We start from the raw sequence: 23,852 nt of genomic DNA, 5'->3' as shown, positions 1-23,852 counted from the left end.
CGACATTAGAATTTCATTTCCTAAAATCGACTCTGTTTCATTTAAACTATAAATTTCACTTTACGTTTTTAAATTCATATACTTCCGAATTCTAGCAACATCTAAAGAATATTCAATAACTAATTGCTGTAACGGTAAAATAACTGTGTCAGGATATAAATGTGCATATTGTAATGTTTCTGCATATTTTTCTAACCTTTTTTCTAAATACTTTATTATTTGATCAGGATGACTTACTAATAAACATTTACAATAATAATGTATTTGTTCCTCAATCGCCGTGTATTCTTCAATTTCATATTCTTTATGCATGTGTACACCCCTTTAAGTTTTTTACATGAATTACTTATCACAATTTTCACTCGACAAATTTTAAGTTTTTTGATTATTTACACTATAACAAACAATCAGGGTCAAATTTTGTTACTTTATGTAACGTAGAAAATTTTTAACAAAATTGTAATGTTAACTCCTGCAAAATACATAAAATCTCTTTACTCACTTTTGCATAAAAAAAATCGTACAGCTTAATTTAACTGCACGACTACAATCTCTGGCCTATTCAAAATTCTTTGCGGAATGATACTATTTCCTAATCCTCTACTCACTACCATTGATGTATTTTGTTCTACATATAAACCTGCTGTATATTTAGGTAAAACACCTTGATTTGGAGCAACTAATCCACCGATAAATGGCAATCTAACTTGCCCTCCATGAGCATGTCCCGATAAAACCAAATCCAACCTCTCATTCGTATATTCCTTTATAAATTCAGGCCTATGGGATAATAATACATTATATCTATCTGGCTGCATTTCAATTTTTGCTTTTTTAATTTCATCTATTATAATATTTCCTTCATCACGGTTTCCAGTAACAAACTCTGGATCATCAATACCTAGCAAGTTTATTTCTTGCTCACCCTTTCGAATGCCTACATGTTCATTCCTTAAAACATTGACACCATATTTCTTCAACTCTTTTTCTAAACTGTTATACTTTCCAGACCATTGTTCATGGTTTCCTGTCACAAAATATACAGGATACTTCTTTACCATTTCTTGTATTAATTGCATACTCACTTCTGCATCGTATGATTTACTGTCAATTAAATCACCCGTAATCGCAATAATATCTGGGTCTATACTTTTTATTTTTTGAATTAACACATCTTGATTATCGCCAAATTTTTTATTGTGTAAGTCTGAAATTTGTAGAATTTTATACCCTTTAAAAGAGGATGGTATTTTACTAGAGGTTATTTTAACCTCAGTTATACTTATTAAATTGTTCTGTAAATATAAAAAGATTGTAAAACCTACTAATATACAAATAATCATTACAATTCTATTAATTTTCTTTTTCATATTTTCTCCTTTACATTCTCATCAAACACTTCTATATGCTAACTGAATTATATTATACTTTCTTGAAATTTATTTAAATTAATAAAATAATGCAGTACATGAAATTTCGTATGAGATATGTCATATATATTCGTTATATTTTTACTTCTACCTTTTTAATAATAAGAATACAAAAACGACTCTTATCACAAGAAAAGAGTCGTTTTCTAACTTTATACTTTTAATACTTTCATGTTAAAAATGCGAAAACTAAAATACTATTACCTAAGAGCCTTAACTATAACTTTAGTTGCCTCTGCAATGAGTTGATTATCATAGATTGCCTCTTTCTCATCTTTACTAGATAAAATTGCGATGATAATTGGTGCTCTATTTGGAGGCCAAACGACAGCAATATCATTTCTTGTCCCGTAACTACCAGCACCTGATTTATCTCCAACTACCCAGTCAGTTGGTACGCCTGCACGAATAAGTTTGTCCCCTGTAGCATTTCCTTTCATCCACTCTGTAAGAATTTTACGTTTTTCAGCTGGAAGTGCATTTCCGACCGTAAAAGCTTTAAGATTCGTAGCAATAGCTTTCGCTGTACTAGTGTCACGAATGTCTCCTGGAATAGCTTCGTTTAATTCTGTTTCAAAGCGATCAGACATAGTAATCCGATCCCCCATATGCCTAAGCGCTTTTTCATATCCTTTCGGTCCTCCTATTTTATTAAATAAAATGTTCCCTGCAGTATTATCACTTGAACGAACAGCTGCCTCTGCAATTTCTCCTAGTTTCATTCCAGTATCTACATGTTTCTCTGTAACAGGTGAATAATCCACTAAGTCTTCTTTCGTATATGTGATTACTTCATTTAATGAATCAATTGAGTTTTGCTGTAGTAATACTCCCGCGGCTAAAGCCTTGTATGTTGATGCGAAGGCAAATCTTTCGTTAGGTCGATAAGAGATTGTTTGATTTGTACCAGTATCAATCGCATATACACCTAATCGAGCATCAAATTTTTTCTCAAGTTGAGAGAACTCTTTATGCGTTGCCTGATTTTTATGTTTCACTTGTTCAGTCTTTTCTTTCGCTTCAACTTGCAGTGACTCTCCTGTAAAAGCTTCTAGGCTTGTAATACTTAAACCTAATATACCAACGCATATTCCTATTTTTAGCATCCTCTTATTTTTCAAAATCATCATTCCTTCCAAATTTTTAGCACCTTTTTATACGTACACATAATAGACAATCACCGAACCAAATTTGTTCCATAAACTGAAAAAATTTATAGCTAGTATGAGAATTATTAACAAAATAAGAGATAGTAGCTATGATCGCCACTATCTCTTATTTCACATTTCATTTTTTTACTTATAAATGGCTTTATATAAACAGGTTCTCTTCCCTGAGAAAAGTATTCTAATTTTGCTTGGAACCACCTGTACTAGTAGATTCACCATGTATACGTTGCTGTTTTAAATCAAAGTATACATCTAATACTTCCTTTCCAATTATAGAATTAATTCCATTTTTATCATCATGAAGCCATGGAACTACTACGGAAAATGCTACTTCTGGATTATCATATGGAGCATATCCAACTAACGTTAAGTTATAACATTCCATACGTTCTCCTTTTGCATTTCTACCAATCGGGTCATCTCCACCATATACAGTTTGGGCTGTTCCTGTCTTTCCTGCTGGTTTATATGGCGCGTTTTTGAAATATTTCACGCCAGTTCCATCACCTTCTTGGAATACCCATCTAAACCCTTCTTTTATCCGATCAATATGTTCTTTCTTCATATCAATTCGATTTAATACGACAGGCTCTATGGAACGTATAACTTTGCCAACCTCTTCTTTTATTGATTGTTCTCGTATTTCTTGTACAATTTGAGGTTGCATTCTATAACCACCATTTGCAATCGTTGAAATATATTGCGCTAATTGCAACGGCGTATACGTATCATACTGACCGATAGAAAAATCTAGTAAAAACCCAGGTTGACTATCTACTTTTCTCGTTTGTCCAATTATTTCATTCGGTAAATCAATACCTGTTGGGACACCTAAACCAAATTGCTTGAAATAATAGCGCATCGTATCAAATGCTCCTTGTTTAATATCCAATGAGCCATTTGGTACGTAATTGACTCCCGCAATTTTTAAAGCTGTCTGGAACATGTATACATTCGAAGATACTTGTAAAGCCCGTAAATCATTAATATTACCAAATCCGGATACATTCCACGATTTCTTAGCTTGTGTACCTTTAAATTTCATCGGCGCGTCATAAAATTGATCTCCTGGATGTATTGCCCCTGTCTCATATCCAGTTAATAAAGTAGCACCTTTTACAGCTGACCCTAGCTCATACGAAGTTGTCATGTTTCCTAATGCCAAATCCTCAACCTCTATTTTCCCTTCTTTTTCTACAATCTTTTTGCCTGCCATTGATAAAATTTGTCCGTTATTTGGATTCGTCATGACAACAAAAGCTCGATCGAGCAGTGGCTCTGAACTCTTAAAAGCTCTCAAGTTTTTTTCTATACTTTCTTCCACTTTCTTTTGTAATTCCATATCAATCGTTAATGTTAAACTATTACCACTTTTTCCTTTAGAGATTATTTCTGTGCTAACAATGTTTCCTGATTTATCAGTAATATTTTTTACTTCTTCTTTTGTGCCGTGTAATACATCTTCATATCGTTGTTCAATATAACTTTTTCCAACACGATCATTACGGTTATATCCACGTACTAAATAAGAATCTAAATTTTCTTTCGGTAATCCTTCTTCACTACTCGTAATATTTCCTAATACAGAACGAAATAAATTACCGTTTACATAATTACGTTCCCAATCAACAGTTGCATCTACTCCTGGAAAATTCGCAAGATTTTCGCTTATCCGCGCATACTCTTCATCTGTTACATCTTTTTTAATGATTTGTGGTGTTAGTTGATAACCTGAACTCATTTTACTTTTAATAGCTAACACCTTTAAATCTTGTGCTGTTAATTCTGCTAATTCTACCTCTGTAACCCGACCTCGTCTTAAGTCTTCTATTTTTTTATCTAACTCTTTTCCCTCTATACCCTTTTCTTTAAACTTTTCTATATCTTTCTTAGTAATCTTTGTCTCCGCACGTTTCGAATTCAACTGCATCCAAAAATCTTTTTTATCGATATCTGTTAATTTATTTATATCTTGTTCAGGCATTTCAAGTACTTTCGCCAAGTCTTTTGCTGTTTTTAAAATATCTTCACTCGTAATTCCCTTCACCCTTGTATACGTAATTGTGCGAAGAGATTTGTTATTAACAACTGTTTTCCCTTCTCGATCTAAAATTTGTCCACGTGGAACTGGAATACTAGTTATTGCATTTTGACTACTTTCCACTTGGTTCTTATAAGCCTCTCCCTCAACGATTTGTACCTTTCCTAGCTGCATAATAATAGCTGAGAATAGTACAAATATGCAAAGGAACATTATATTTAATCGAATAGATATATATGTCTTCTGCTTCTTGCCTTTTTGTTCTTTCATAAATCCTCCATTTAATCCTTTCAGAAATTGCTACAAATACTAAAAACATCCCTTATATATTAGATACCGATAATCGGTTATAAATATCGCCTCAATCTTTTGCTTATTCCTTGTAAGCATCTATTCCTTTTCGTTTAGCTATGGAATTAATAACTCTCCCTTCTTGTTTTCTCTCTATTTTTTGCCGCTTGCATTAGAAGTGCTAAACTGTATAATGACTCTTATTAAACTTACCTATAAACTTGCTAGTAAATTTTCATGCTAATTATTCCTTTCTTCATGCTGTAATACTTAATAGACAACCTAAACAATAAAGTTGTTCCACATTTACAAAAAAAATAATTAAATATAAGATGAAATAGGCTACATAAGGGAGGGTTATATGTTACATACAAAAAGATGGAGATTTTTTGCGGTTCTTTCTATTGTAGGTTTGATTTTACTAATTTTATTAAAAATCAACTTCATTTCAATTACTATCGCAACTTCTTCAGCTGAAAGAGGAAAGATTTTTGATCAAAATGGTGTAATACTAGCTACAAATAAGAAAGTTAAGTCTCTATATTGCACTTCTAATGATGAAAAGCTATCGAAACAAGATACATCAAACACATTAGCTTTTTTTAATCAATTTTCAAGCGAGTTTCAACATGATATTTCTACAGAGAACATAAAATCTCAATTACAACAATCTTGTAAAAAGCAGACTATGAATGATATACCGTTATACTCTCATATAACTGAGAATGAACTTGCATTCATAAACAAAAACAAACCCAATAATGTAATAATTAAAGATGAATGGATTCGATATTATCCTAAACACGAAATTGGTTCACAAGTAATTGGGTATGTAGAAAATGACCTTAATTCAAAGCATATGGCTGTTGGAAAAAGCGGGATTGAGCTGCAATATGAAAATGATTTAAAAGGAAAACCAGGTAAAACTCTTATTTTTAAATTGAATAATAAAAAGTTCTTATGGAACATTCAAAACGTACAAAAAGGTAAAGATGTGCGGCTAGCTTTAGACTCTGAGTTGCAGCAAAAGGCAGAAGAAGCATTAAGATCTCAAATTAAGAAAACACCTGATGCTAAAGCTGGTTATGCTATAGTGAGCGATGCAAAAACTGGCGCAATTTTAACTATGGCCAACTCGGTAGTTTTTGATCCAAATATATTAAATACACATGTATCTTCTAGAAAAGAAAACATTAAATCTCTTTCGCAAAATAAAGCAATTCAAAAATTAAAGTATGGTGAATCTTATGTAAATATGGCTTCTACTATAAAACCACTCACTATTTTAATTGGATTAAACGAAAAGCTTTTCCAACCCGAAGATACTTATTTAGATAAAGGTACTTTTCAGTATGATAATCAAAATAACATTACGAATGCGCCTGGAACACCAACAGGGGAGATTACACCGAGGCAGGCTATCATTAATTCATCTAACACATTTATGACAGCAAAAGTAGCTCTGCCCTTATTCAACCAAAATAATGGAAATATAGAAAAAGTGGCACATATATGGACAGATTATTTAATGCAATTCGGCCTACGTTCTAAAACTGGGATTGATTTACCCTTTGAAGAAGACGGACAATATGAATTCCATCCATCTAATAAATTTGAAAATGGGATTTCAGCTTTATTAAATGCCTCTTGGGGAGGAAATGAAGTGCATACTCCTCTTCAACTCGCTCAATATGCAGCAACTTTGGCAAGTAAAGGCGACAAATATAAACCTCAAATCGTAAGTGCGATTATTGGTCAAGATGGTAAGGAAACCAAAAAGTTTAAACCCATTTTAGAAAGTTCAAATCGTTACCCGATGAACTTTTGGAGTGTCGTGCAAGGTGGGATGAGTCAAAATATAGAGGAAATTAAAAAGTTGCCCTTTGACGTCGCAGGTAAAACAGGTATTACAGGTTTTCCAAATGAGCAAGCAAGAATGATAAATCACTCTCTTTTCATTGCGTATGCTCCTACGGAAGATCCACAAATTGCCGTTTCTGTCGTTATCCCTGGTAGTAATTCAGAAAAAAACATTGCCGCTCTCGTTACATCAGAAATTTTAGAGTACTGGAATACTCTTCAAAAAGAAAATAAAAATAAAGAGGAAGGTTCACTTTAATGAACCTTCCTCTTTTACCATATAGAATTTATATTTATTATTTTCCATATACCTTCATTATTCTTTTCGAACATAAATGAATATTTAATATCAGTTAAAACATACTCTTTCTGTACATATCCAGTATTACCGTTAATTGTCGAAACTTTTATATATCCATTATTCTGTACTTTTTCTGGAATCCAAGCTTTTACCATTTCATTAGATACTTCATATAAAACTTGTGATTCTCGTTTTGGTTCAGCTAAAATTTTCGTTTTATTTCCAGTAACAGTTGCATATATAAAATGCGCTTGGTTTGGTTGGTTACTTTCTGTCAATCCACTTGGTACTTTATATACTTGCTTTGTATCTTTTGCAAACTCTCCTCCCATTGTAAGGGCGACTTGCAACTCATGAAAAATATCTTCATCAAACTTCAGTTCATCCTTCTTATAACTCTTCCCTTTAAATAGAACTTCATCATTTAACGCTTTGTACAGGTCATTTTCATTTTTTGAGTTCGTACTTTGATATAGTTCATTCATAAATTGTTTTAATGATGGATCTTGAGCAGACTCATCTTTTGTTTTAGGCTTAATTTGAGTACTACTTTGTACCGGTGATTTATTATCATCAAGCCAAGGTTGTTGAACAATGAAAAATAACATTGTACAAACCAACACAACTACAATAGGTAATGCTTTTTTACGAAATGGTCTTTTATGTTTTACAAAATCCACTTCATTATTTTCATATATAGACTGCTTTATTTTAGAAATAAATTCTTCTTCATCTTTACGATTCTCCATTGGCCCTTTTTTTATTTTTCTATACCAGTCAGGATTTTGTTTATTGTTCATCACTACTACCCTCCCCTATTAATTTTGAAACCTTACTTCTCGCTCTACTTAATCTCGATTTTACAGTTCCAATGGATACTCCTAATGTTTCAGCCATTTCTTCATAAGATAATTCATATTTTGCGTCCAATATAATTATTTCACGGTGCTTTTTAGGTAGTTTTAATACAACCTTCCACACATCATTCATTTCTTCTTGCTTAAAAAATTCTTGTTCTGCTGACAAGGATTGCTTATCGTCACTAAAAAATCCTATTAAAGATATCCTTTTAAAATAGGAGGATTTCAAATAGTTTATTGCCGTATTTCTTGTGATTTTTAATATCCACGTTTTAACAGATGACTCCTTTCGAAATGAATTCCAATTTTTAAACACCTTTATAAATACATCTTGTGTGATATCATCTGATAAGTGTGGATCTTTCGTAATAATAAATGAATAATTCCATACATCTTGCCAATAGTCTTTTATAACATAGTCCAGCTCATCATGATTACACTTTTCAATAAACGTCTGTTCCATTTCCACACCTCAAACTTATTTGAATAAACATAAAACTGCCCTCACTTTTATTATGGTTTCAATATATAGACAAGATACAAGTTTCATTTGTTCCATTGTTTATCTTTTTTCAGGCAGAATAATACTACTAAAAAACAACTAAAGCATACAATGATAAAAATCCACTCACAATAATCTATTTTTTGAATTTAACGTAACACTCTACTTGTCCATTTCAATTTGCTATTCCCTTCTATTTACCATTAACAATGTCAACTTTTCTAGAATGACAGCAAAAAAGCATTCTCGATTAGAAAGAATGCTTTTTTGAAATTTAATTGTTCTATATTTCCCCCAATTTATATCTTTGAGTGAAGCAAACATATAATAAATGTAGTGAAAAATTTCACCTTATAATTAAGCGTTATTTCTGAAATACATGTTTTACTTTTTCACCTGGAACGTTACTTCCTCCTCTTCCTTTTACATCTTCAATCATCATGGTAACAATCATGTCTGGCGTATTTGCATCGAAAGCTGCGAACCATCCCAGTTCTTTTCCCTCTGCTTCTTTCGACTCTTTCAGTTCTGCTGTACCGGTTTTACCAGCAAGCGTTACACCATTAACCTTTGCAATTCTCCCCGCGCCATCAGGGTCATTAATGACTTTGATTAATGCACTCTTTAATATCTCTTGATTCTTTTTAGAAATCACATTTTCTTTCCAATTCCCCGCTACTTTTGCTTCTTTTAAAAGGTGTGGCGACGGAATATTCCCTTCATTCACAATCGGTGCATATGTTAATGCTAAATGAAGTGGCGTCATTAATACTTGTCCTTGTCCATAACCCGTGTCTGCTAGTTGAATATCATTTTTTATCCCATCTTTTGCAATAATTGAAATAGGAAATTCGTATTCGATTGGTAATTTTTCATGAAATCCGTACTTTTTAAATTCATTTACATACTGATCTTTTCCCATTTTCAAAGCTTGTTGAGCAAAATAAATATTATCAGAGTACTTCATTGCCTTATCAAAATCAATTGGACTTGCATCCTTCACACGCGTTACATAGTAATTTCCCCAAGATGAATCTTTTGTCCACTTTAATCCTTGAATTTTAAATTCTTCCTTTGGATTTATTGTGTTTGTTTCCAAACCAATTGCACCTGTAATCGTTTTAAATACGGAACCTGGTACAAATGCTTGTGTGAAGCGATTCATCATTGGTAGTTTCGAGTCGTTACTCCATACTTCTCGTTGGGCTTTCGATGCTCCTCTAACTATTATATTTGGATTATAAGCAGGGCTACTTACAAGTGCGATTGTTTCACCCGTTTTAGGATTGACCGCTGCACTAGATCCTGCTTCAGTTTTCATCTCATTAAAGATTTTTTCTTGAATTGCAGCATCAATTGTTAACGTAACAGTTTCTCCCTCTTTTGATTCTTTTTTTGCTACGTTTTTAATCTCTTTCCCCTTCTCATCTTCTATAAATACGCGTCCACCCTTTTCACCACGCAATTTATTTTCTAACACTTTCTCTAAACCGGTCTTACCTACTAAATCATCTGCTTGATAACCTTGTTTTTGAAGTGATTTTAACTCCTCCGCATTCACCTTTCCTATATATCCAGTTAAGTGTGCCGCTGCTTCACCTAATGGATACGTACGAATATTTACTGGACGAGATGAAACTCCTTCTAATTCAATATAATCATTCTGTCTGGTTCCTTCTTTTAAAATACCAATTGGTACAAAGGAGTCTGGTTTTATCCATTTCGCTGTGAGCTTTTGTTCAACCTCTTCTGTAGACATATCAAGTAATTGTGCTACTATTTCTTTCGTTTGCGCTGCTGTTTCGCCTAGTTTCTCTGGAATAATTCCAACCTCAGTCGCTTTACCATTCGTTGCAAGCCCTTTTCCATTTCGATCATATATTTCTCCACGTTTTCCTTGCTCTATTTGCATACGTACTTTGTAATCTTTTTTCATTCCTGGAAAAATGAAGTCTGGTGTCCAATCTATTTTCCAAGACTCTTTATCTTTCACAAGTTTTGCTTCATGGATGAATGAAACTGATCCTACATCCGTATCCATCTTAACTTCAAAAAGAAAAAGCTCTTTATCTTTCGTATTCTCTCCTTTCATTTTAACTTTTAAATTCTTAGCTCCAATCCCCTCATAGATTTTTTGATATTTTTCTGTGAATTCTTTTTTAGAAATTGATTTTTTTGCATGATCTGATAAATGATCATACATATTTGTAAATTTTCTATCATTCCATAAATTGATATATTCTTCAAATGCTTGTTTTGGCGGTTCGTTTTTATTACATCCTACCAACATAACCGCAAAACAAACGAAAAGCAGCATCCATAATTTTTTCAATTCAATCTTCTCCCTTAGTTAAAAATGATGATTCCTTTCTTAATTTATTTAATAAAAAATGTTTTAACGCTTAATAGACAGTGAAAGTAATGATATTGTTCCATATTTACAAAAAACTAAAAAAGAGTGATAAGAATTCCGTAAATTTGGAATCCTCATCACTCTCGTTTGATATTGTGCAAATCATGAATATGAAATAAGAATTTCTAATTTTTAAAAACAATTTCAATTTTCCGACTAACGGGATAAAAATCATGTATTTGTTCTATTTTTAATAATTCATAAATTCGTTGAAATGTTCGCATCAAATTCATCTGATGTTTTGGTATCTATTTTTCTCCCATCAATTGTCATCTTTATTTTTTGTTTTTGGTTTGCTGTTACTACCCAAGCGTTCGGTAAATAACGATCTTCATGGGATAATGTAGACGGTGAATTTATAACCTTTCCTCCTAAATATAGCGTAGCAGAAGAACCTCCATCCATTGCCATTGCATTTATAGCTCCTTTTTCATATAGAATATCTTGACACTCTTTCAACGTAGCTCCTATACTATGTGTCTGTCTACCGTCAATAACTAGAAACATAATTGTACCATCTTCTTTTTGGGCCATAATACTTCTTGGAGCCGACCCCCAACCGCCGTCTCCTTCTGTAATCATTTTTTCTCCATTTACAATTAACTGTGGCATAAATCCAGCTGCGGAAACGACTTGTTTATCCAACAGTTGTTGGGTTGAATAATTTCCTGTTATCATTTGACCAAACTTTGTTAATCCCGTAATAATTGTAGGGGCATTTCTATCCATATTTGTATCAATAGCTTTCCCATTTTCTATCACAATTCCAGTAGCAACATTTCCTCCACCCCTTCCTGTTTCGTCAGCAAATCCACTTGCATTCACAGCAACAAGTGCATGATTACGTTTTGCCATTACACTAATTTTTTCTCCCCTGTTAGCACCCTGTGTTCCTTGATGGCTAACAAGTTTAACATTGAAAGGATTACTAATTGTTACTAACTTTCCTTCGAAAAGAAAGCGACTATCTTTATTACTTTTAATTGTTTCTACATCAATTTCTAATGGCTGATTTTTTAATTCTTCTAATCTTTTTCCTACTATTTTTTTATAAATATGCTCATCACTGTTTGACCATTTTGGATGATTAATTCTATCTTGCAGTTTATCTAGTTCCTTTTGGGATAGGAATGTATATTTCGCATATTGTGGATGCTGAGAAGTTAATATACTCCCAGCGATTGTTATACGAAGCTCTCGGCCATAGCTAGTACCAAATAGTATTCCTACGCCAATAATCATTAAAATAGAAAATAGAAGCAAAATTCGTTTGAAGATTTTTCTTAGATGTTTCATAGTTTTATCCTCCAGCATTCATTACATTCAATAAATCCATTAAAATATTATTTATCTAAAGACAAAAGTGTTTGATTTCCTCATGCCTGAATTCCCCACTATGTTTTAGCAATTAAGGCAACATACTTATTCCGGATTTCGTTTTTTTAGTGTATATTTATAAATTTAATAACGTTTTTGCAACCATGAAGTAAATTATTAATCCTGTTCCGTCAACAAATGTTGTAATAAATGGACCTGAAACAACTGCAGGATCTAGTTTTAATTTTCTTAGAATTAAAGGTAAAACAGCTGCTACAAGAGAAGCCCAAATAACAATAAATAATAAAGTAATTGCTACAACTTGCGCAACTTCTGCTCCAACTCCTAACATATAAGCACGAATGAGCCCAGCTATCCCAAGTGCAAGTCCAAGAAGCATACCAATTGCAAATTCTTTTTTCATTACACGGAAAATGTCTTTAAATTTTAACTCTCCAATACCAATTGCACGAGTAATTGTTGCTACAACCTGTGTTCCTGTATTCCCTCCAGTGCCTACTAATAATGGAACAAAGAAAGCAAGGGCAACTACAGTTTCAATTTCGTCTTCAAAATACTTTAATACTGTACCTGTATATGCCTCAGCAACAAAAAGAAGTAATAACCATGGTAGACGTTTTAGGAAAATGCTCCAAATACTAGCTTCAAAGTAAGATTGATTCAATGGTTCACTTCCGCCTAACTTTTGAATATCTTCTGTAGCTTCTGCTTCCATAACATTCATTACGTCATCAAATGTTATAATACCAATCATTTTATTATTTGCTGTTGTGACAGGTATTGCTGCTAAATTATAATTCAGTAGCTTTTTTACAACTTCTTGCTGGTCAACTTCAGCGTGTACTGAAATTACCTCTGGCATCATGATAGTAGATAATATCTCTTCATCTGCTGCTAGTAATAACTCATGTATGGAAACGATTCCCTCAAGATAACCATGACTATCAAGAACATAACTATAAGATATTGATTCTACATTTTCAGAATGTTCCCTAATGTACTTCAATGTCATTTTTACTGACCAATTTCCTCTAACTGCAACAAAATCACTTGTAACAAGACTTCCTGCCGTTTCAGGTTTGAAAGTCATTAATTTTTTTACGTTATGTTTTGTAATTTTATCTAGATACGCCATTAATTTGGCCTGTTCTTCCGGATGAACCGCTAGAAGTAAATCTACTAATTCATCAATCGGTTGTAAATTCAGTAACTTTTTAGCTTTATTTTCAGATAAGTGAATTAAGATATTATATTTTTCTTCTGCACTCATATATTGAAGAACTTTAGAGCTTTTTAATACAGGAATCGTATTTAGTAATATGACTTGATCTTCAATTGAAAACTGTTTTACTTCTTGCGCAATATCATACGACGGAAGACGTAAAACTTTCTCTGCATCCAAGTTATTTTTGGTTATAAGTAATTCCTTTAATAATTTCTTCATGTTAACTCCTCCTCATATTGCTAAGGGAGACTCTAGAGTTTCATGAGTGGTTTTGTTTTATTTTATCTGTCTTAAATTTTTTATTAGAGCAATAATAGTTACATTGCAATCAATTCATTAGTTAGAATTACCTCCTTTTTGAATATAGACAAGATAAAAATAAATAACATTAAACAGAAAAACCTTTACTCAAAAAGGAGTAAAGGTTTTTTCACAATACAAATAAATGATTATTAAGACAGCTCTGCCGAAATCACAGAGGTGCCTTTCTATCAAATCGTATACCACTCCCTCGTTGAGTTTTAGCACTGTATAGCATAGGTTTTTATAACCAGCTACATTAAGAAGGGCCTTAATCCGACCGTTCCTGTTGACCCATTGGCGTCTCTCGACATTTTTGGGCAGCAGCGTTTCTCTATACAGGAGCCTCACCTAACAAAGTTTATTGAATTACTTCAAAATTTAAACCAGAATTTAATATTTGTCAACTGACTTTCAATTCCATTTATAAAAAAATCTTTTATAGAAAATGAAATTATATTTTATTATAAATTTAAAATTCCCCTTAAAAAACATAGAATTCAAATAGATTTAATTCGAAGAAACGTAATAAAACATATGAAACTTATTATTTTTAATCAAATTCCAACTTTATAACAAAAGATGAATAATTAGTCATTCTGTATACAAAAAGAACATTCACAAAAAATCTTCTTTTATGATTAAAATCTTCTTTACTGTTTATCAAATTTATATGGTTAAACTACTTAATCAAACGATACACTACAAGTCAAAAATATGTACTTATACAGAATGATTACAGACATTTTTTCATAAATAGTGAGGAAACTCCACCTGAATGGAAAACTTTTCATGTAATGGAGAACACTCCTTTTAAACTCTCTTTCTTCCACGCCACTTGGAATGCACACCTTACTCGATCAATCGAATCTGTGCTGGATATTGCTCATCTTGCTTATGTACATAAAAAAACGATTGGTAGAAAAACAAAAGCCGAATCAACCAATTATAAGCTGGAGGGAACACTGGATCAGTTTATATTCTCAAATGGTAATGCTTACCTTGAATACAAATTCCCACATCAGTGGATGCTTCACAGTGGCAAACAGGAGAATGAGTCATTTATTCAGTACATTACGTTTACACCAATTGATGAAGAAGAGACATTAATTATGGGATATACCGGAAGGACATTTTTAAAGTACTTCCCTTTACTAGACCAAATTTTAGCTGAATTTAGTTTAAGAGTACTAAAAGAGGATCAAATTATTGTAGAAAGTCAACATCCTAGACCTATACCAGAAGCTTTAAAAATGGAGGCCCATGTTCATGCAGATATGGCTCAAGTTCAGTTTAGAAAACGTTGGTTTCAGTTTTTACAAAATGGGTCTTGTTTTTCACTTGATTAAAGGCACGTAACTCAGTATTAAATATAGGTGTAGTGATGTTGATAGACGTGGATGCTACCCCATCGCCATCAAGCTAAAATTTTATAGTACCCCCTGAACCCAATTTTGTAATAACTCGTAACAAAAAATCCCTTCAAAAAAAGAAAGGCGCCTATGCACCTTTCTTTTGTAATGCATTCTCACTCTCTTAGCATTCAGAATCCCTTATGAATCACTTTAATGCATCATTGTACGGACCTAATTACTCTTTAGAAAAGTAATAATTTGTCTCCTTACTTTTCAGTAACATATTTCCTCTTATTATTAAAAATAAGTCGTTTCTACTTAATATTTTTACTATAACTCTAACTAGTGCTAACCAAAGGATCATAATAAGCCAAATATAATTTATTAATCACGTTTAAAGTACATAAGTCTGCACTGATTGAAAATGCAGAACCAGCATTAATATCGTTTAGCGTATTTCTAATCCGCTAACGACTTAAATCACCTTATTTCACTCTCTTCGGTAAAGCTGAGCCTGAATGTTCAATTACTAGATGAACATAAACATTAATGTCAGCATTACTAAAATAATTTTCACCTTGATCCCAATTCTTACTTATTTTCTTCCATTCTTTATAATTATTCCGCTTATATACTTCTCCTAATGCTAATACATCCACCTTATATTTTTTTTGAACAAGCTTTATTGATTTTTGAATCCTTTGCTCCATCTCTTTTGAAATATCCTTCGTTAAGCGTTTTTTATCTCCATGCTCAAATGTTTTCAATTATTTTTGTTTCTCCAGATTTATTATAGAATCTTTCATCTAAAATTAGTCTGTTTTACCAGTTAACATAGAATTTGACAGACGAATAAATTCTTCTTTTCGATTTAAAAAAATGTATGTGCAATAAGAGTTATGTTTAACATTAACAAAACACTTAATATAACCAATAAAACCATACACCCAAAATTTACTTCTTCATTGAAAAAACAACATTTTTAGCTAGATATAGTAAGTTATTTTAGGATGAAAAATTTAAAATATCTATCTTTATATACAGTTCAATATATTACTACAATTTTAACAAAGGACCACAAGCAATTGTAAAAGAGAAAATGAAAAAACAACTTAAGTTTTACCCTATACAATCATTAAAATATATTAAATTTATTGTTGTATTAATTACCAATAAGAATTTCATAAAGAAAGCACAGACTTATTAAGACACATATTTATCTAACCTACATAAAATAAAGATGTACAATTGCCTACTTTATGAATTTTTTATAATGATATATAGAAAGGATTCATTAAGTTATGTTTGTTGGGAAATAACATTTATATTTCCTCTAAAATAAACAGGGTACAAATTACACATATCAGCCTGTTTATTTTAGAGAAAAGTTGTTTATAAGTAGTTCTTTTCTTTAAAAGAAGGAACTACATTTTTTAAATTAAATTTCTAAATGGATAAATTTAGCACGGGAAAGGAATTGAACTTATGTCTAATTTAAATTTCATTTCTGATCAATTTGCTGCAATTCTTAAAGGAAAGAGTAAAATAAATCAAGGTGGTTGTTCGGTGTCTTTTCACCGCAATTTTAAGGTCCTGGTTCAAGGAAAACCAAGTGCCTATGTAGTTCCCGTCGGAGTAAGTTTTGAATCGTTGGATCAAAATGGCAATGCATTAAATTTAGGAGAAATCGCGGTTCTACAAGAAGAGATCCCTGCATTTATGAAATCAATTGTACAACAAGGAATTATTGTCAGTGCTTTACATAATCACTGGTTATACATGAATCCCTTAATTATGTATATTCATATCCAATCGGTAGAGCATCCGTTACATTTTGCAAGAAAATTGGCAAATTCATTTTTATCGTTAAGCAGCTATCCTGTTACTAATATCGAAGGGCAATAATTTATCTACAATCATAGATATGATAATAATATGTACCAGACTCCATGCACGTTGCGCTTGTATAAATAGTATTATCTAATGTATCTTCTTCCGTTATTACTCCTCCTTTTGGAACCTCACAATTTTACAAAATACGAAAAATGACCGATATACCCTCTTCTTCGTTATCTATACCCTGAATATTTTATTTACCATACGCTGCTCGTATAAACCTTGATGGTGGGGTGAAATCTCCATTAAGTCCCATTGAACCTGAACCTTGTCCAAAAGTACTTAATGGTATATCCCCCTCGCATGGCTGCGATTTAAGACCTATATATTGTCTTAAATTTTGTAAATGCCAATTAAACTCAGGACTATTAGTCACTACTCCTTGTCGATTCTAATACAATAGATTCACCCCATTTATCCGATAAAATCCAATGTAATGGTGGAGTAACTCCTAAAGCAGGTAATGGTACCTCCCAAAAGGAAATACTAGCTACAAATTTCTTTAACTCTTCAACAGATTTGAATTGTGTCTTTCGAAACCAGAAGAAAAGCCAATAGATTTCTGAAAACTGGGCGTATGATTTGATATTGTAAAGCCCTCAGGCATCAATTTGTTCATCACCTATCATCATGTATCCCTTGGTTGAAACCATCAGCTTTTCTGTACCTCTTCCCAGTCGATAGCTCGAAAAGTTATGAGTGTTGAGCTCAACTTAACGACGACGAGAGCTGCTCCCCAATTAGTGATGAAACCCATTATCACATTTCGTATCATGTGGCATAGGTCCATCCAAGGAATCCAGAAAGGCAACGGCCTGTTTGAGGTTCCTCAAAAATAAATGCGCGAGATCCATAGAAAACCCGTTTCGAACCACAACGCGCATAATCGTCACTGCTTCTAGGTCTGGAGGCAATGGATATGCGGGTACTTGCCAGCCGAACACACGCAATTGTCGAGATAAATCATAAAGGTTCCAGTTTAATGTGTAACCTTTTTTCAGTTGCCAAGCGAAAACCGGAATATCCGAACCATCGGACAAAAGTTCGAACGGTTCCATCTCCTGAATTGCCTTGCTAAGAAAAAGAGCGACCTTCTGAGAAGCCCTTTGGACATCATAGTACCCACTTTTCCCCAAACGCAGGTAATTGTAATATTGTAGGAGCACTTGTGCGCCAGGACGTGAAAAATTCAGGGCAAAAGTCGGCATGTTTCCGCCTAAATAGGAGACGCGGAAGATTAAATCATCGGGGAGATCATCAGCTTCCCGCCAAATTATCCAACCCAAGCCAGGATAGACTAATCCATATTTATGTCCCGATACATTGATGGACTTCACCCTCGGCAACTGAAAATCCCAGACTAAATCTGGTTGAAGAAACGGTGCTATAAATCCGCCCGAAGCCGCATCTACATGCATAGGAATGTCGAGTCCCGTCCTCTCCTGTAAATCGTCCAACGCTTTTGCAATGGCGGCAACCGGTTCGTAAAGTCCGGTATAAGTCTCACCGAGAATCGGTACCACACCAATCGTATTTTCATCCACGGCTGCAAGGACCCCTTGAGGATCTAATCGGGGATGCTCAGGGCTAACCTTCACATAGCGTGGTTCAACCTCCCAATAGTTCGCAAATTTTTCCCAAACGACTTGAACAGCAGAACTAAACACAATATTAGGCCGATCCACCGGCTTACCCTCTCTTTTTCGTGCATTTTGCCAGCGTCTCTTTAACGCAAGCCCCCCGAGCATACAGGCTTCCGATGATCCAGTTGTTGAAACGCCCATAGTTGTAAGGGGGCTGGGGGAATGCCAGAGGTTGGCTAAAATGCGGACACACCGCTCCTCAATTTCAGCTGTCTGTGGATATTCGTCCTTATCAATTATGTTCTTATCAAATGATTTAGCATATAAGTGCTCTGCGGTAGGTTCCATCCATGTACTAACGAATGTTGCAAGATTCAAGCGTGCATTGCCATCAAGAGTCATTTCATCATGGACGATTTGATACGCTGTTTCTGGTAACATGCCTTCATCAGGCATGTGAAAGCGCGGAACGACTGATTCTCCTTTGCGGGCAAAAAGAGGATTTATAGAAAATTCGGGAGGCAGCTCCATTTGCACGTGACGCGGTAGATATTGTGGATTATCTGGCATAACCTCTTTTCCTTCATATGTATCGTTTTGCACTTCTTCTTTTCGATCCTGCGGCATACTAGTCCCCCTTAATTAATGGTTTAACAAATATATTATTTACAAAAAAACATTTGCTAAACCAAGGGACAATTCTAATAAAAGGTGATGCCATCATTCAAAATAAAGGAGTATAGTTTTTGATTATAAAATAGAAATCGATTTATATTTTAATGAAAATATTGAATATTTTTAATATAATTATTGAGTTATGTATTTATAGAAACTTAAGGGGTATGATTATGGAGTTTATTACTTTTAAAGTAATTTGTATCTTTTTATTTTTAATGCTTATGACTTCTATAGAAGTTTTAGGATATGGAGTTCAACTTGTTGGAGCGAAATTAGCTTTAGTTTCATCGGCTTTTGCTAAATATAATATTATGTCTTTAATTGCTCGATTTTCTAATATGTTTCAACAACCATTTACTGTTTCTTTAGTTGATAGTACAGCAAAAAATGGTAGATTAGAATTACTAATTAAACAATTAGATTTTTGTTATTAGGTTCTACTATGGGAGTAATACTTGGAGGGATTATTAGTACCATTTTTTATGAAAGTTCTTTCTAAAGCGCTAATACCATTGTCAAAAGATGGTTCGTTTTTAAACATGTTCAAATTAATATGTTCACAAAAGAATTGATGCAACGTTAAAAAGAATGAGCCCGGTACAATACCGGACTTATATTCATACAACCGCTGTATTTTTCTGTTTAACTGTTGGGATTCAGTTCATAATGAAACATATTTTTACATAAAAGACTTTCGTATATAAATTTTTCAAATGATTTATTAGCGAATTGTTGACCAATATCACTTTTTTGAGTGAGTAATTTTTTAGATTGATGATGTAATGAATTTTTTTCGTTTCTTTTATGTAAAATATTCTAGTTTTGCATTAGGAAAGAACTGTTTCATATAGGAATACAGATAGTTTTTTATATCCTCTTCTTCTTCTTTTTGATAAATGTATTTTCCGATTCCATATTTCCCCCATTTATACCTTCTTTTCTCTTCATCTAATTCTAGTTTTGTCATCGGGTAGTTTTTTTCAATTACTCTCTTAGCTGGCTTTGTAAAACGATGTTGAATAAATTCAAATGTAATATCATCCCGTGCATCAAGAGGTAATTCAGCATTTAGGCGTTCAAACATATGATAGTATCCTTCCTTCCAGCCTTCATGCAGGTAAATAGGAGCTACAATGAAACCAAGAGGATATCCAGCTCTAGCTACTTTTCCTGCTGCCTCAATTCGTTTAGCTAAGGGAGAAGTTCCTGGTTCAAAGTTTTTAATCACATAATCAGCGTTTACACTAAAGCGAAATCTTGTTTTTCCATTATGTTTAGCATCAAGTAAATGATCTACATGGTGGAATTTCGTAACAAATCTCAATTTCCCATATTCAGATTCTCCAAAATGCTCAATGGCCCGTTTAAGGGTATGCGTTAAATAATCGATTCCTACAATATCTGAAGTACACGACGCTTCAAATCTTGTTACTTCAGGTGCACGCTCTTTCATGTATTTATCAGCAGCATCTAAAATTTCTTCAACATTTACATACGTTCGTATATAAGGCTTACTTCCCATCGTTGTTTGTAAATAACAATAATGACAATGCCCCATACATCCCGTTGCAAAAGGAATTGCATACTCTGCTGAAGGCTTGGAAGTATCAAATTTCAGTGTTTTTCTAACACCAACAACCAGCGTGGATTTTGCTACTCGATACTTTTGAAAATCGTTATCCCCTGGCAAATCTCTTACTTGATTATGGGAAGTAGTATGTCGAATTTCAACATCCATCTTTGAAAACTTCTCAAACAGCTCTTTCCCCAAAGGATAATCTAATGCTTTCGGTTCAAAATATACGAGCTTAGGCATAAATGGCTTATTCATTCAAACATCCCCTCTGAAATATCACCATAATAGTAAGTGTAAGCTTGGTTTGCCTCATCTTCGGTAGCATATATAGCCATCTCATTTGTTAGTGGATAATACGTTTCGTAAAGAAATAGTGCTAATTCATTAGGTCTTTCAGGATTATTTACAACTGCTGCAGCTTGTATGTTAGCTACGTCTTGAGTATGAGGATTTCGGTAAAAAATATAAACAATGTCACCAGCATGATACGTATTACTTTCAGAAGAAAATTCCATTCCATCACCATCTCATTTCATAAAATTCAATGCTCACAGTTTTACTTTCTAATTTCCTTGTAGTGTAACTATTTAATTACATTGATAATGATTACGCCATACAAACATATTTTGAAAAATGAATAATAAATGTACTCCCAAAAAGGCAAGCATATATCAATGCTTGCCTTTCGTTCTAACGACGATGTTCAACAAGATCCATTACACCTAAAACGACGTGTGCTAAACCAAAACCAAATACTGTACTTGCAATCATTTTATTAGTTCCACGAGTTTGTTTAAGAGCATAACCTGCTGCTGTCACTGCTGTACCTAAAGCTGTTGGAATTAATCCTTCACGAATGTCCACAGTGATGCCTCCTTGTTTCGTAGTTAGTAAATTTGTTTTAATGACTCGAAGTAAAGTATTAAAACAAGTATTAGTATTTTTCTTTTTAATAAAATTATGTGAAATTCTTATGAATAATATTTTAAATCGATAACAGCTATAAAGATTGAAAAAATTATTAATTAACAAATAAGAAAATATCTTCAAAACGTATTTTTATATGAAAATTTTATACCTCAGACAAAAAAATCTTTGCGAAAATTCTCTCCATAAAAAGTGCTCCTAAATTTATATATAGGAGCACTTTTTATGAAACACTATTCTTTATTTGCTTATGAACCACTTTATTATAATAACCATGCTTTACAACTTGCCTAAAATCATCTACCTCGATATCCATTCTTTCCGCAATATCTACAACAATTGTATTTTGTAAAACATTCACCACAAATCCCATTAATTTCAAATTATGATTTTTACGATATGAAAATTCAACGTAATCCCCAAGTGTTACTTCTTTATTATGTTTCATTTGGCGCCCCCTAAATTATCGATAATTATACAATAGTTTCCCCCTTTTTTACTTCTACATACGGGGTCACCAGTTTATCATTTTAGCTAATTCATCTCCCACCTACTTATTTTGCGTTCCTTGAGGAAGGGGTCTTCTTGGCTAAAATGATAAAAAAAGACAAACTCTCCAATGTGAGGAGTTTGTCCAAAACCATGATTTCTTTAGTTTAACAATATAGAATTCAGTTCCGATAAGAATCTTTCTTTTTTCCATATCCCACGGTTTTTACATCGATACTAACAATAGTGGATTAGAATAATGACTTAATACTTGCTAGGACAGTAAGAATACCTATAATAATGACAAATACATTGCTAGATTTCCCTTTGTATTTAGCAAGTACTGATACTTTATGGATTGCATACATTGGTAGTATACATAAGATAGCAGCAACTAGCGGACCGCTAAGGGCATCAATGATTCCAAGAATACTTGGATTTGTATAAGCAACATACCAGCATGTTAATACGACAAAAGTAAGAATCATTGTCTTAACTGTTTTTTCTCCTATATCTTTCCCACGTTTTTTACTGGACTTGATAATCATGTCACGCATTACCTCATACGCTCCTATATAATGACCAAGGAAAGACTTTGTAATAGCCACAAATGCAATGATAGGAGCTGCAATAGTGATTACTGGCGAATTAAGCTCATTAGCAAGATATGATAGGATTGACAAGTTCTGTTCTTTTGCCACCTTAAGATCATTTGGAGTTAAACTTAAGGTACTGCTCCAAACAAAGAACATAACAACTGCGAATGTCATAATATAACAAACTTTTTGTATTTGAGCACATTTAGCATCAGTAGCATCTATTCCATACGTAGCTCTCTGTTTCATAACAAATGACGAAATCATAGGCGAATGATTAAACGAGAATACTATGATTGGAAGTATCATCCATATCGTTCCTAAATATCCTGTTCCTGTTGAAGCAGTAGAAACACTTGAAAAACTAAGCATTGACGTATTCCACTGTGGAATCAAAGATATTGCGATAAAAAGTAGAGAAGCTATAAAAGGATACACTAGCATGCTCATGATCTTTACAGTTATATCTTGACCAAAATTTAGTATAGCGATAAGACCGAGTACTAAAACAAGCGATAAAATGGACCTTGGAGGCTCCGACATGTGCAATTGATGCACGATAAAGCTACTAGCGGTATTTGTAAGTGCGACCGAGTACATCAGCACGATCGTATAAATGGAGACAAAATATACAATATTAAAAATGATACTTGCCTTATTTCCAAAATACTCTCTTATTGTACCTGTAATCCCCTCATCGGCAGAGTTCGAAGCGTAAATCATTTTAGCAAGCGCCCTATGTGAATAATACATAACAGGATATGCAAGTATGGTAATTAACAGCAATGATAATAAACCACCTGAACCTGCATTAATCGGTAAAAAGAGTACTCCTGCTCCAATTGCTGTTCCAAAAAGGCTCAATGCCCAGGTAGTATCCTGTTTATGCCACTTTTTAGGGTCTAGATATTTCTCATTTTTTACTGCAGTGTTATCAGCTTGAAATTCTATGTTTTTTGCAGTATTCCCATCCATATAATAATTCCTCCTTGTGTCCTATTCTTAATTCTCTTTTTAAGATA

The 23,852-nt window shown here is 33.2% G+C and carries 18 protein-coding genes, 4 pseudogenes and 1 riboswitch; of the genes and pseudogenes, 4 read left to right on the top strand and 18 right to left on the bottom strand.

Features of this window, described 5'->3' with window-relative positions:
- Window positions 1-60: 60 nt before the first annotated feature.
- The 4 genes from ACTFRY_RS16395 to ACTFRY_RS16380 all read right to left on the bottom strand — a co-directional run bounded on the left by ACTFRY_RS16395 (window position 61) and on the right by ACTFRY_RS16380 (window position 4,910).
- Window positions 61-312: a hypothetical protein gene (locus tag ACTFRY_RS16395; protein ID WP_000548621.1), complete on the bottom strand. Its 252-nt coding sequence runs from the start codon at window positions 310-312 to the stop codon at window positions 61-63.
- 215 nt (window positions 313-527) lie between these two features.
- The gene (locus ACTFRY_RS16390) at window positions 528-1,370 is read right to left on the bottom strand and encodes a metallophosphoesterase (RefSeq protein ID WP_086392438.1); all 843 of its coding nucleotides are present in this window, start codon (window positions 1,368-1,370) and stop codon (window positions 528-530) included.
- Between the two features lie 260 nt (window positions 1,371-1,630).
- Window positions 1,631-2,557: a class A beta-lactamase Bla1 gene (gene bla / locus ACTFRY_RS16385; RefSeq protein WP_136986633.1), complete on the bottom strand. Its 927-nt coding sequence runs from the start codon at window positions 2,555-2,557 to the stop codon at window positions 1,631-1,633.
- Between the two features lie 220 nt (window positions 2,558-2,777).
- On the bottom strand, window positions 2,778-4,910 hold the full coding sequence (locus ACTFRY_RS16380) for a peptidoglycan D,D-transpeptidase FtsI family protein (RefSeq protein ID WP_086392436.1): 2,133 nt from the start codon (window positions 4,908-4,910) through the stop codon (window positions 2,778-2,780).
- A 382-nt stretch (window positions 4,911-5,292) separates the two neighbouring features.
- Between ACTFRY_RS16380 and ACTFRY_RS16375 the strand changes: the two genes are divergently transcribed.
- A complete protein-coding gene (locus ACTFRY_RS16375; RefSeq protein WP_086392435.1) occupies window positions 5,293-7,050 on the top strand; it encodes a peptidoglycan D,D-transpeptidase FtsI family protein in 1,758 nt (585 codons plus the stop codon).
- 14 nt (window positions 7,051-7,064) lie between these two features.
- Here the strand turns inward: ACTFRY_RS16375 and ACTFRY_RS16370 are convergent, their stop codons facing one another.
- The 5 genes from ACTFRY_RS16370 to mgtE all read right to left on the bottom strand — a co-directional run bounded on the left by ACTFRY_RS16370 (window position 7,065) and on the right by mgtE (window position 13,649).
- Window positions 7,065-7,892, bottom strand: coding sequence for an SH3 domain-containing protein (locus ACTFRY_RS16370; protein ID WP_098616555.1), 828 nt, complete (start codon window positions 7,890-7,892; stop codon window positions 7,065-7,067).
- Entirely contained in the window at window positions 7,882-8,415 is a 534-nt protein-coding gene (locus ACTFRY_RS16365) for an RNA polymerase sigma factor (protein ID WP_136986349.1), read from the bottom strand. The genes ACTFRY_RS16370 and ACTFRY_RS16365 overlap by 11 nt, the downstream gene beginning before the upstream one ends.
- A 403-nt stretch (window positions 8,416-8,818) precedes the next feature.
- The gene (locus ACTFRY_RS16360; RefSeq protein WP_086392432.1) at window positions 8,819-10,786 is read right to left on the bottom strand and encodes a penicillin-binding transpeptidase domain-containing protein; all 1,968 of its coding nucleotides are present in this window, start codon (window positions 10,784-10,786) and stop codon (window positions 8,819-8,821) included.
- A gap of 279 nt (window positions 10,787-11,065) precedes the next feature.
- Window positions 11,066-12,163 carry a phosphodiester glycosidase family protein gene (locus ACTFRY_RS16355; RefSeq protein WP_000681825.1) on the bottom strand — a complete coding sequence of 366 codons (1,098 nt, stop codon included), beginning with the start codon at window positions 12,161-12,163 and terminating at the stop codon, window positions 11,066-11,068.
- Window positions 12,164-12,320: 157 nt separating this feature from the next.
- Complete coding sequence (mgtE, locus tag ACTFRY_RS16350; protein WP_000734820.1) at window positions 12,321-13,649, bottom strand: magnesium transporter; 1,329 nt, start codon at window positions 13,647-13,649, stop codon at window positions 12,321-12,323.
- Between the two features lie 281 nt (window positions 13,650-13,930).
- Window positions 13,931-14,096, bottom strand: a riboswitch (M-box (ykoK) riboswitch).
- A 389-nt stretch (window positions 14,097-14,485) separates the two neighbouring features.
- Here mgtE and ACTFRY_RS16345 point away from each other — a divergent pair.
- Window positions 14,486-15,079 (top strand): annotated as a pseudogene (locus ACTFRY_RS16345) (aromatic ring-hydroxylating oxygenase subunit alpha); the annotation flags it as partial.
- Between the two features lie 241 nt (window positions 15,080-15,320).
- On the opposite strand, the pseudogene ACTFRY_RS16340 reads toward ACTFRY_RS16345, so the two are convergent.
- Together ACTFRY_RS16340 and ACTFRY_RS16335 are read right to left on the bottom strand one after the other, a co-directional pair.
- Window positions 15,321-15,389 (bottom strand): annotated as a pseudogene (locus ACTFRY_RS16340) (HXXEE domain-containing protein); the annotation flags it as partial.
- A gap of 181 nt (window positions 15,390-15,570) precedes the next feature.
- A pseudogene (locus ACTFRY_RS16335) lies at window positions 15,571-15,831 on the bottom strand (Ger(x)C family spore germination C-terminal domain-containing protein); the annotation flags it as partial.
- Between the two features lie 739 nt (window positions 15,832-16,570).
- Between ACTFRY_RS16335 and ACTFRY_RS16330 the strand changes: the two are divergent.
- Window positions 16,571-16,990, top strand: coding sequence for a DUF1259 domain-containing protein (locus ACTFRY_RS16330; protein ID WP_000067577.1), 420 nt, complete (start codon window positions 16,571-16,573; stop codon window positions 16,988-16,990).
- A 4-nt stretch (window positions 16,991-16,994) separates the two neighbouring features.
- Here the strand turns inward: ACTFRY_RS16330 and ACTFRY_RS16325 are convergent.
- Window positions 16,995-17,511: pseudogene (locus ACTFRY_RS16325) on the bottom strand (linear amide C-N hydrolase); the annotation flags it as partial.
- A gap of 210 nt (window positions 17,512-17,721) precedes the next feature.
- On the bottom strand, window positions 17,722-19,191 hold the full coding sequence (locus tag ACTFRY_RS16320; RefSeq protein WP_001135433.1) for a glutamate decarboxylase: 1,470 nt from the start codon (window positions 19,189-19,191) through the stop codon (window positions 17,722-17,724).
- A gap of 215 nt (window positions 19,192-19,406) precedes the next feature.
- Here ACTFRY_RS16320 and ACTFRY_RS16315 point away from each other — a divergent pair, with 215 nt between their 5' ends.
- The gene (locus ACTFRY_RS16315; RefSeq protein WP_350369190.1) at window positions 19,407-19,676 is read left to right on the top strand and encodes a lipid II flippase family protein; all 270 of its coding nucleotides are present in this window, start codon (window positions 19,407-19,409) and stop codon (window positions 19,674-19,676) included.
- Window positions 19,677-20,044: 368 nt separating this feature from the next.
- On the opposite strand, the gene splB is transcribed toward ACTFRY_RS16315, so the two are convergent.
- From splB to ACTFRY_RS16290, 5 genes are all read right to left on the bottom strand, one after another.
- Window positions 20,045-21,073: a spore photoproduct lyase gene (splB, locus tag ACTFRY_RS16310; RefSeq protein WP_001039638.1), complete on the bottom strand. Its 1,029-nt coding sequence runs from the start codon at window positions 21,071-21,073 to the stop codon at window positions 20,045-20,047.
- The gene (locus ACTFRY_RS16305; protein ID WP_000396090.1) at window positions 21,070-21,333 is read right to left on the bottom strand and encodes a transcriptional regulator SplA; all 264 of its coding nucleotides are present in this window, start codon (window positions 21,331-21,333) and stop codon (window positions 21,070-21,072) included. The genes splB and ACTFRY_RS16305 overlap by 4 nt, the downstream gene beginning before the upstream one ends.
- Window positions 21,334-21,508: 175 nt before the next feature.
- Window positions 21,509-21,682, bottom strand: coding sequence for an asparagine synthase (locus ACTFRY_RS16300; RefSeq protein WP_098616552.1), 174 nt, complete (start codon window positions 21,680-21,682; stop codon window positions 21,509-21,511).
- A 286-nt stretch (window positions 21,683-21,968) separates the two neighbouring features.
- On the bottom strand, window positions 21,969-22,193 hold the full coding sequence (locus ACTFRY_RS16295) for a DUF2187 domain-containing protein (RefSeq protein ID WP_000682213.1): 225 nt from the start codon (window positions 22,191-22,193) through the stop codon (window positions 21,969-21,971).
- Between the two features lie 292 nt (window positions 22,194-22,485).
- A complete protein-coding gene (locus ACTFRY_RS16290; RefSeq protein WP_000348956.1) occupies window positions 22,486-23,805 on the bottom strand; it encodes an aromatic amino acid transport family protein in 1,320 nt (439 codons plus the stop codon).
- Between the last annotated feature and the right edge of the window lie 47 nt (window positions 23,806-23,852).

Origin of the sequence: Bacillus cereus group sp. MYBK195-1 (genome assembly GCF_051916605.1) — a bacterium.
GTDB lineage: Bacteria > Bacillota > Bacilli > Bacillales > Bacillaceae_G > Bacillus_A > Bacillus_A cereus.
Note: the sequence above shows the minus strand (reverse complement) of the source record. Positions and strands in the feature narration are given on the sequence as shown.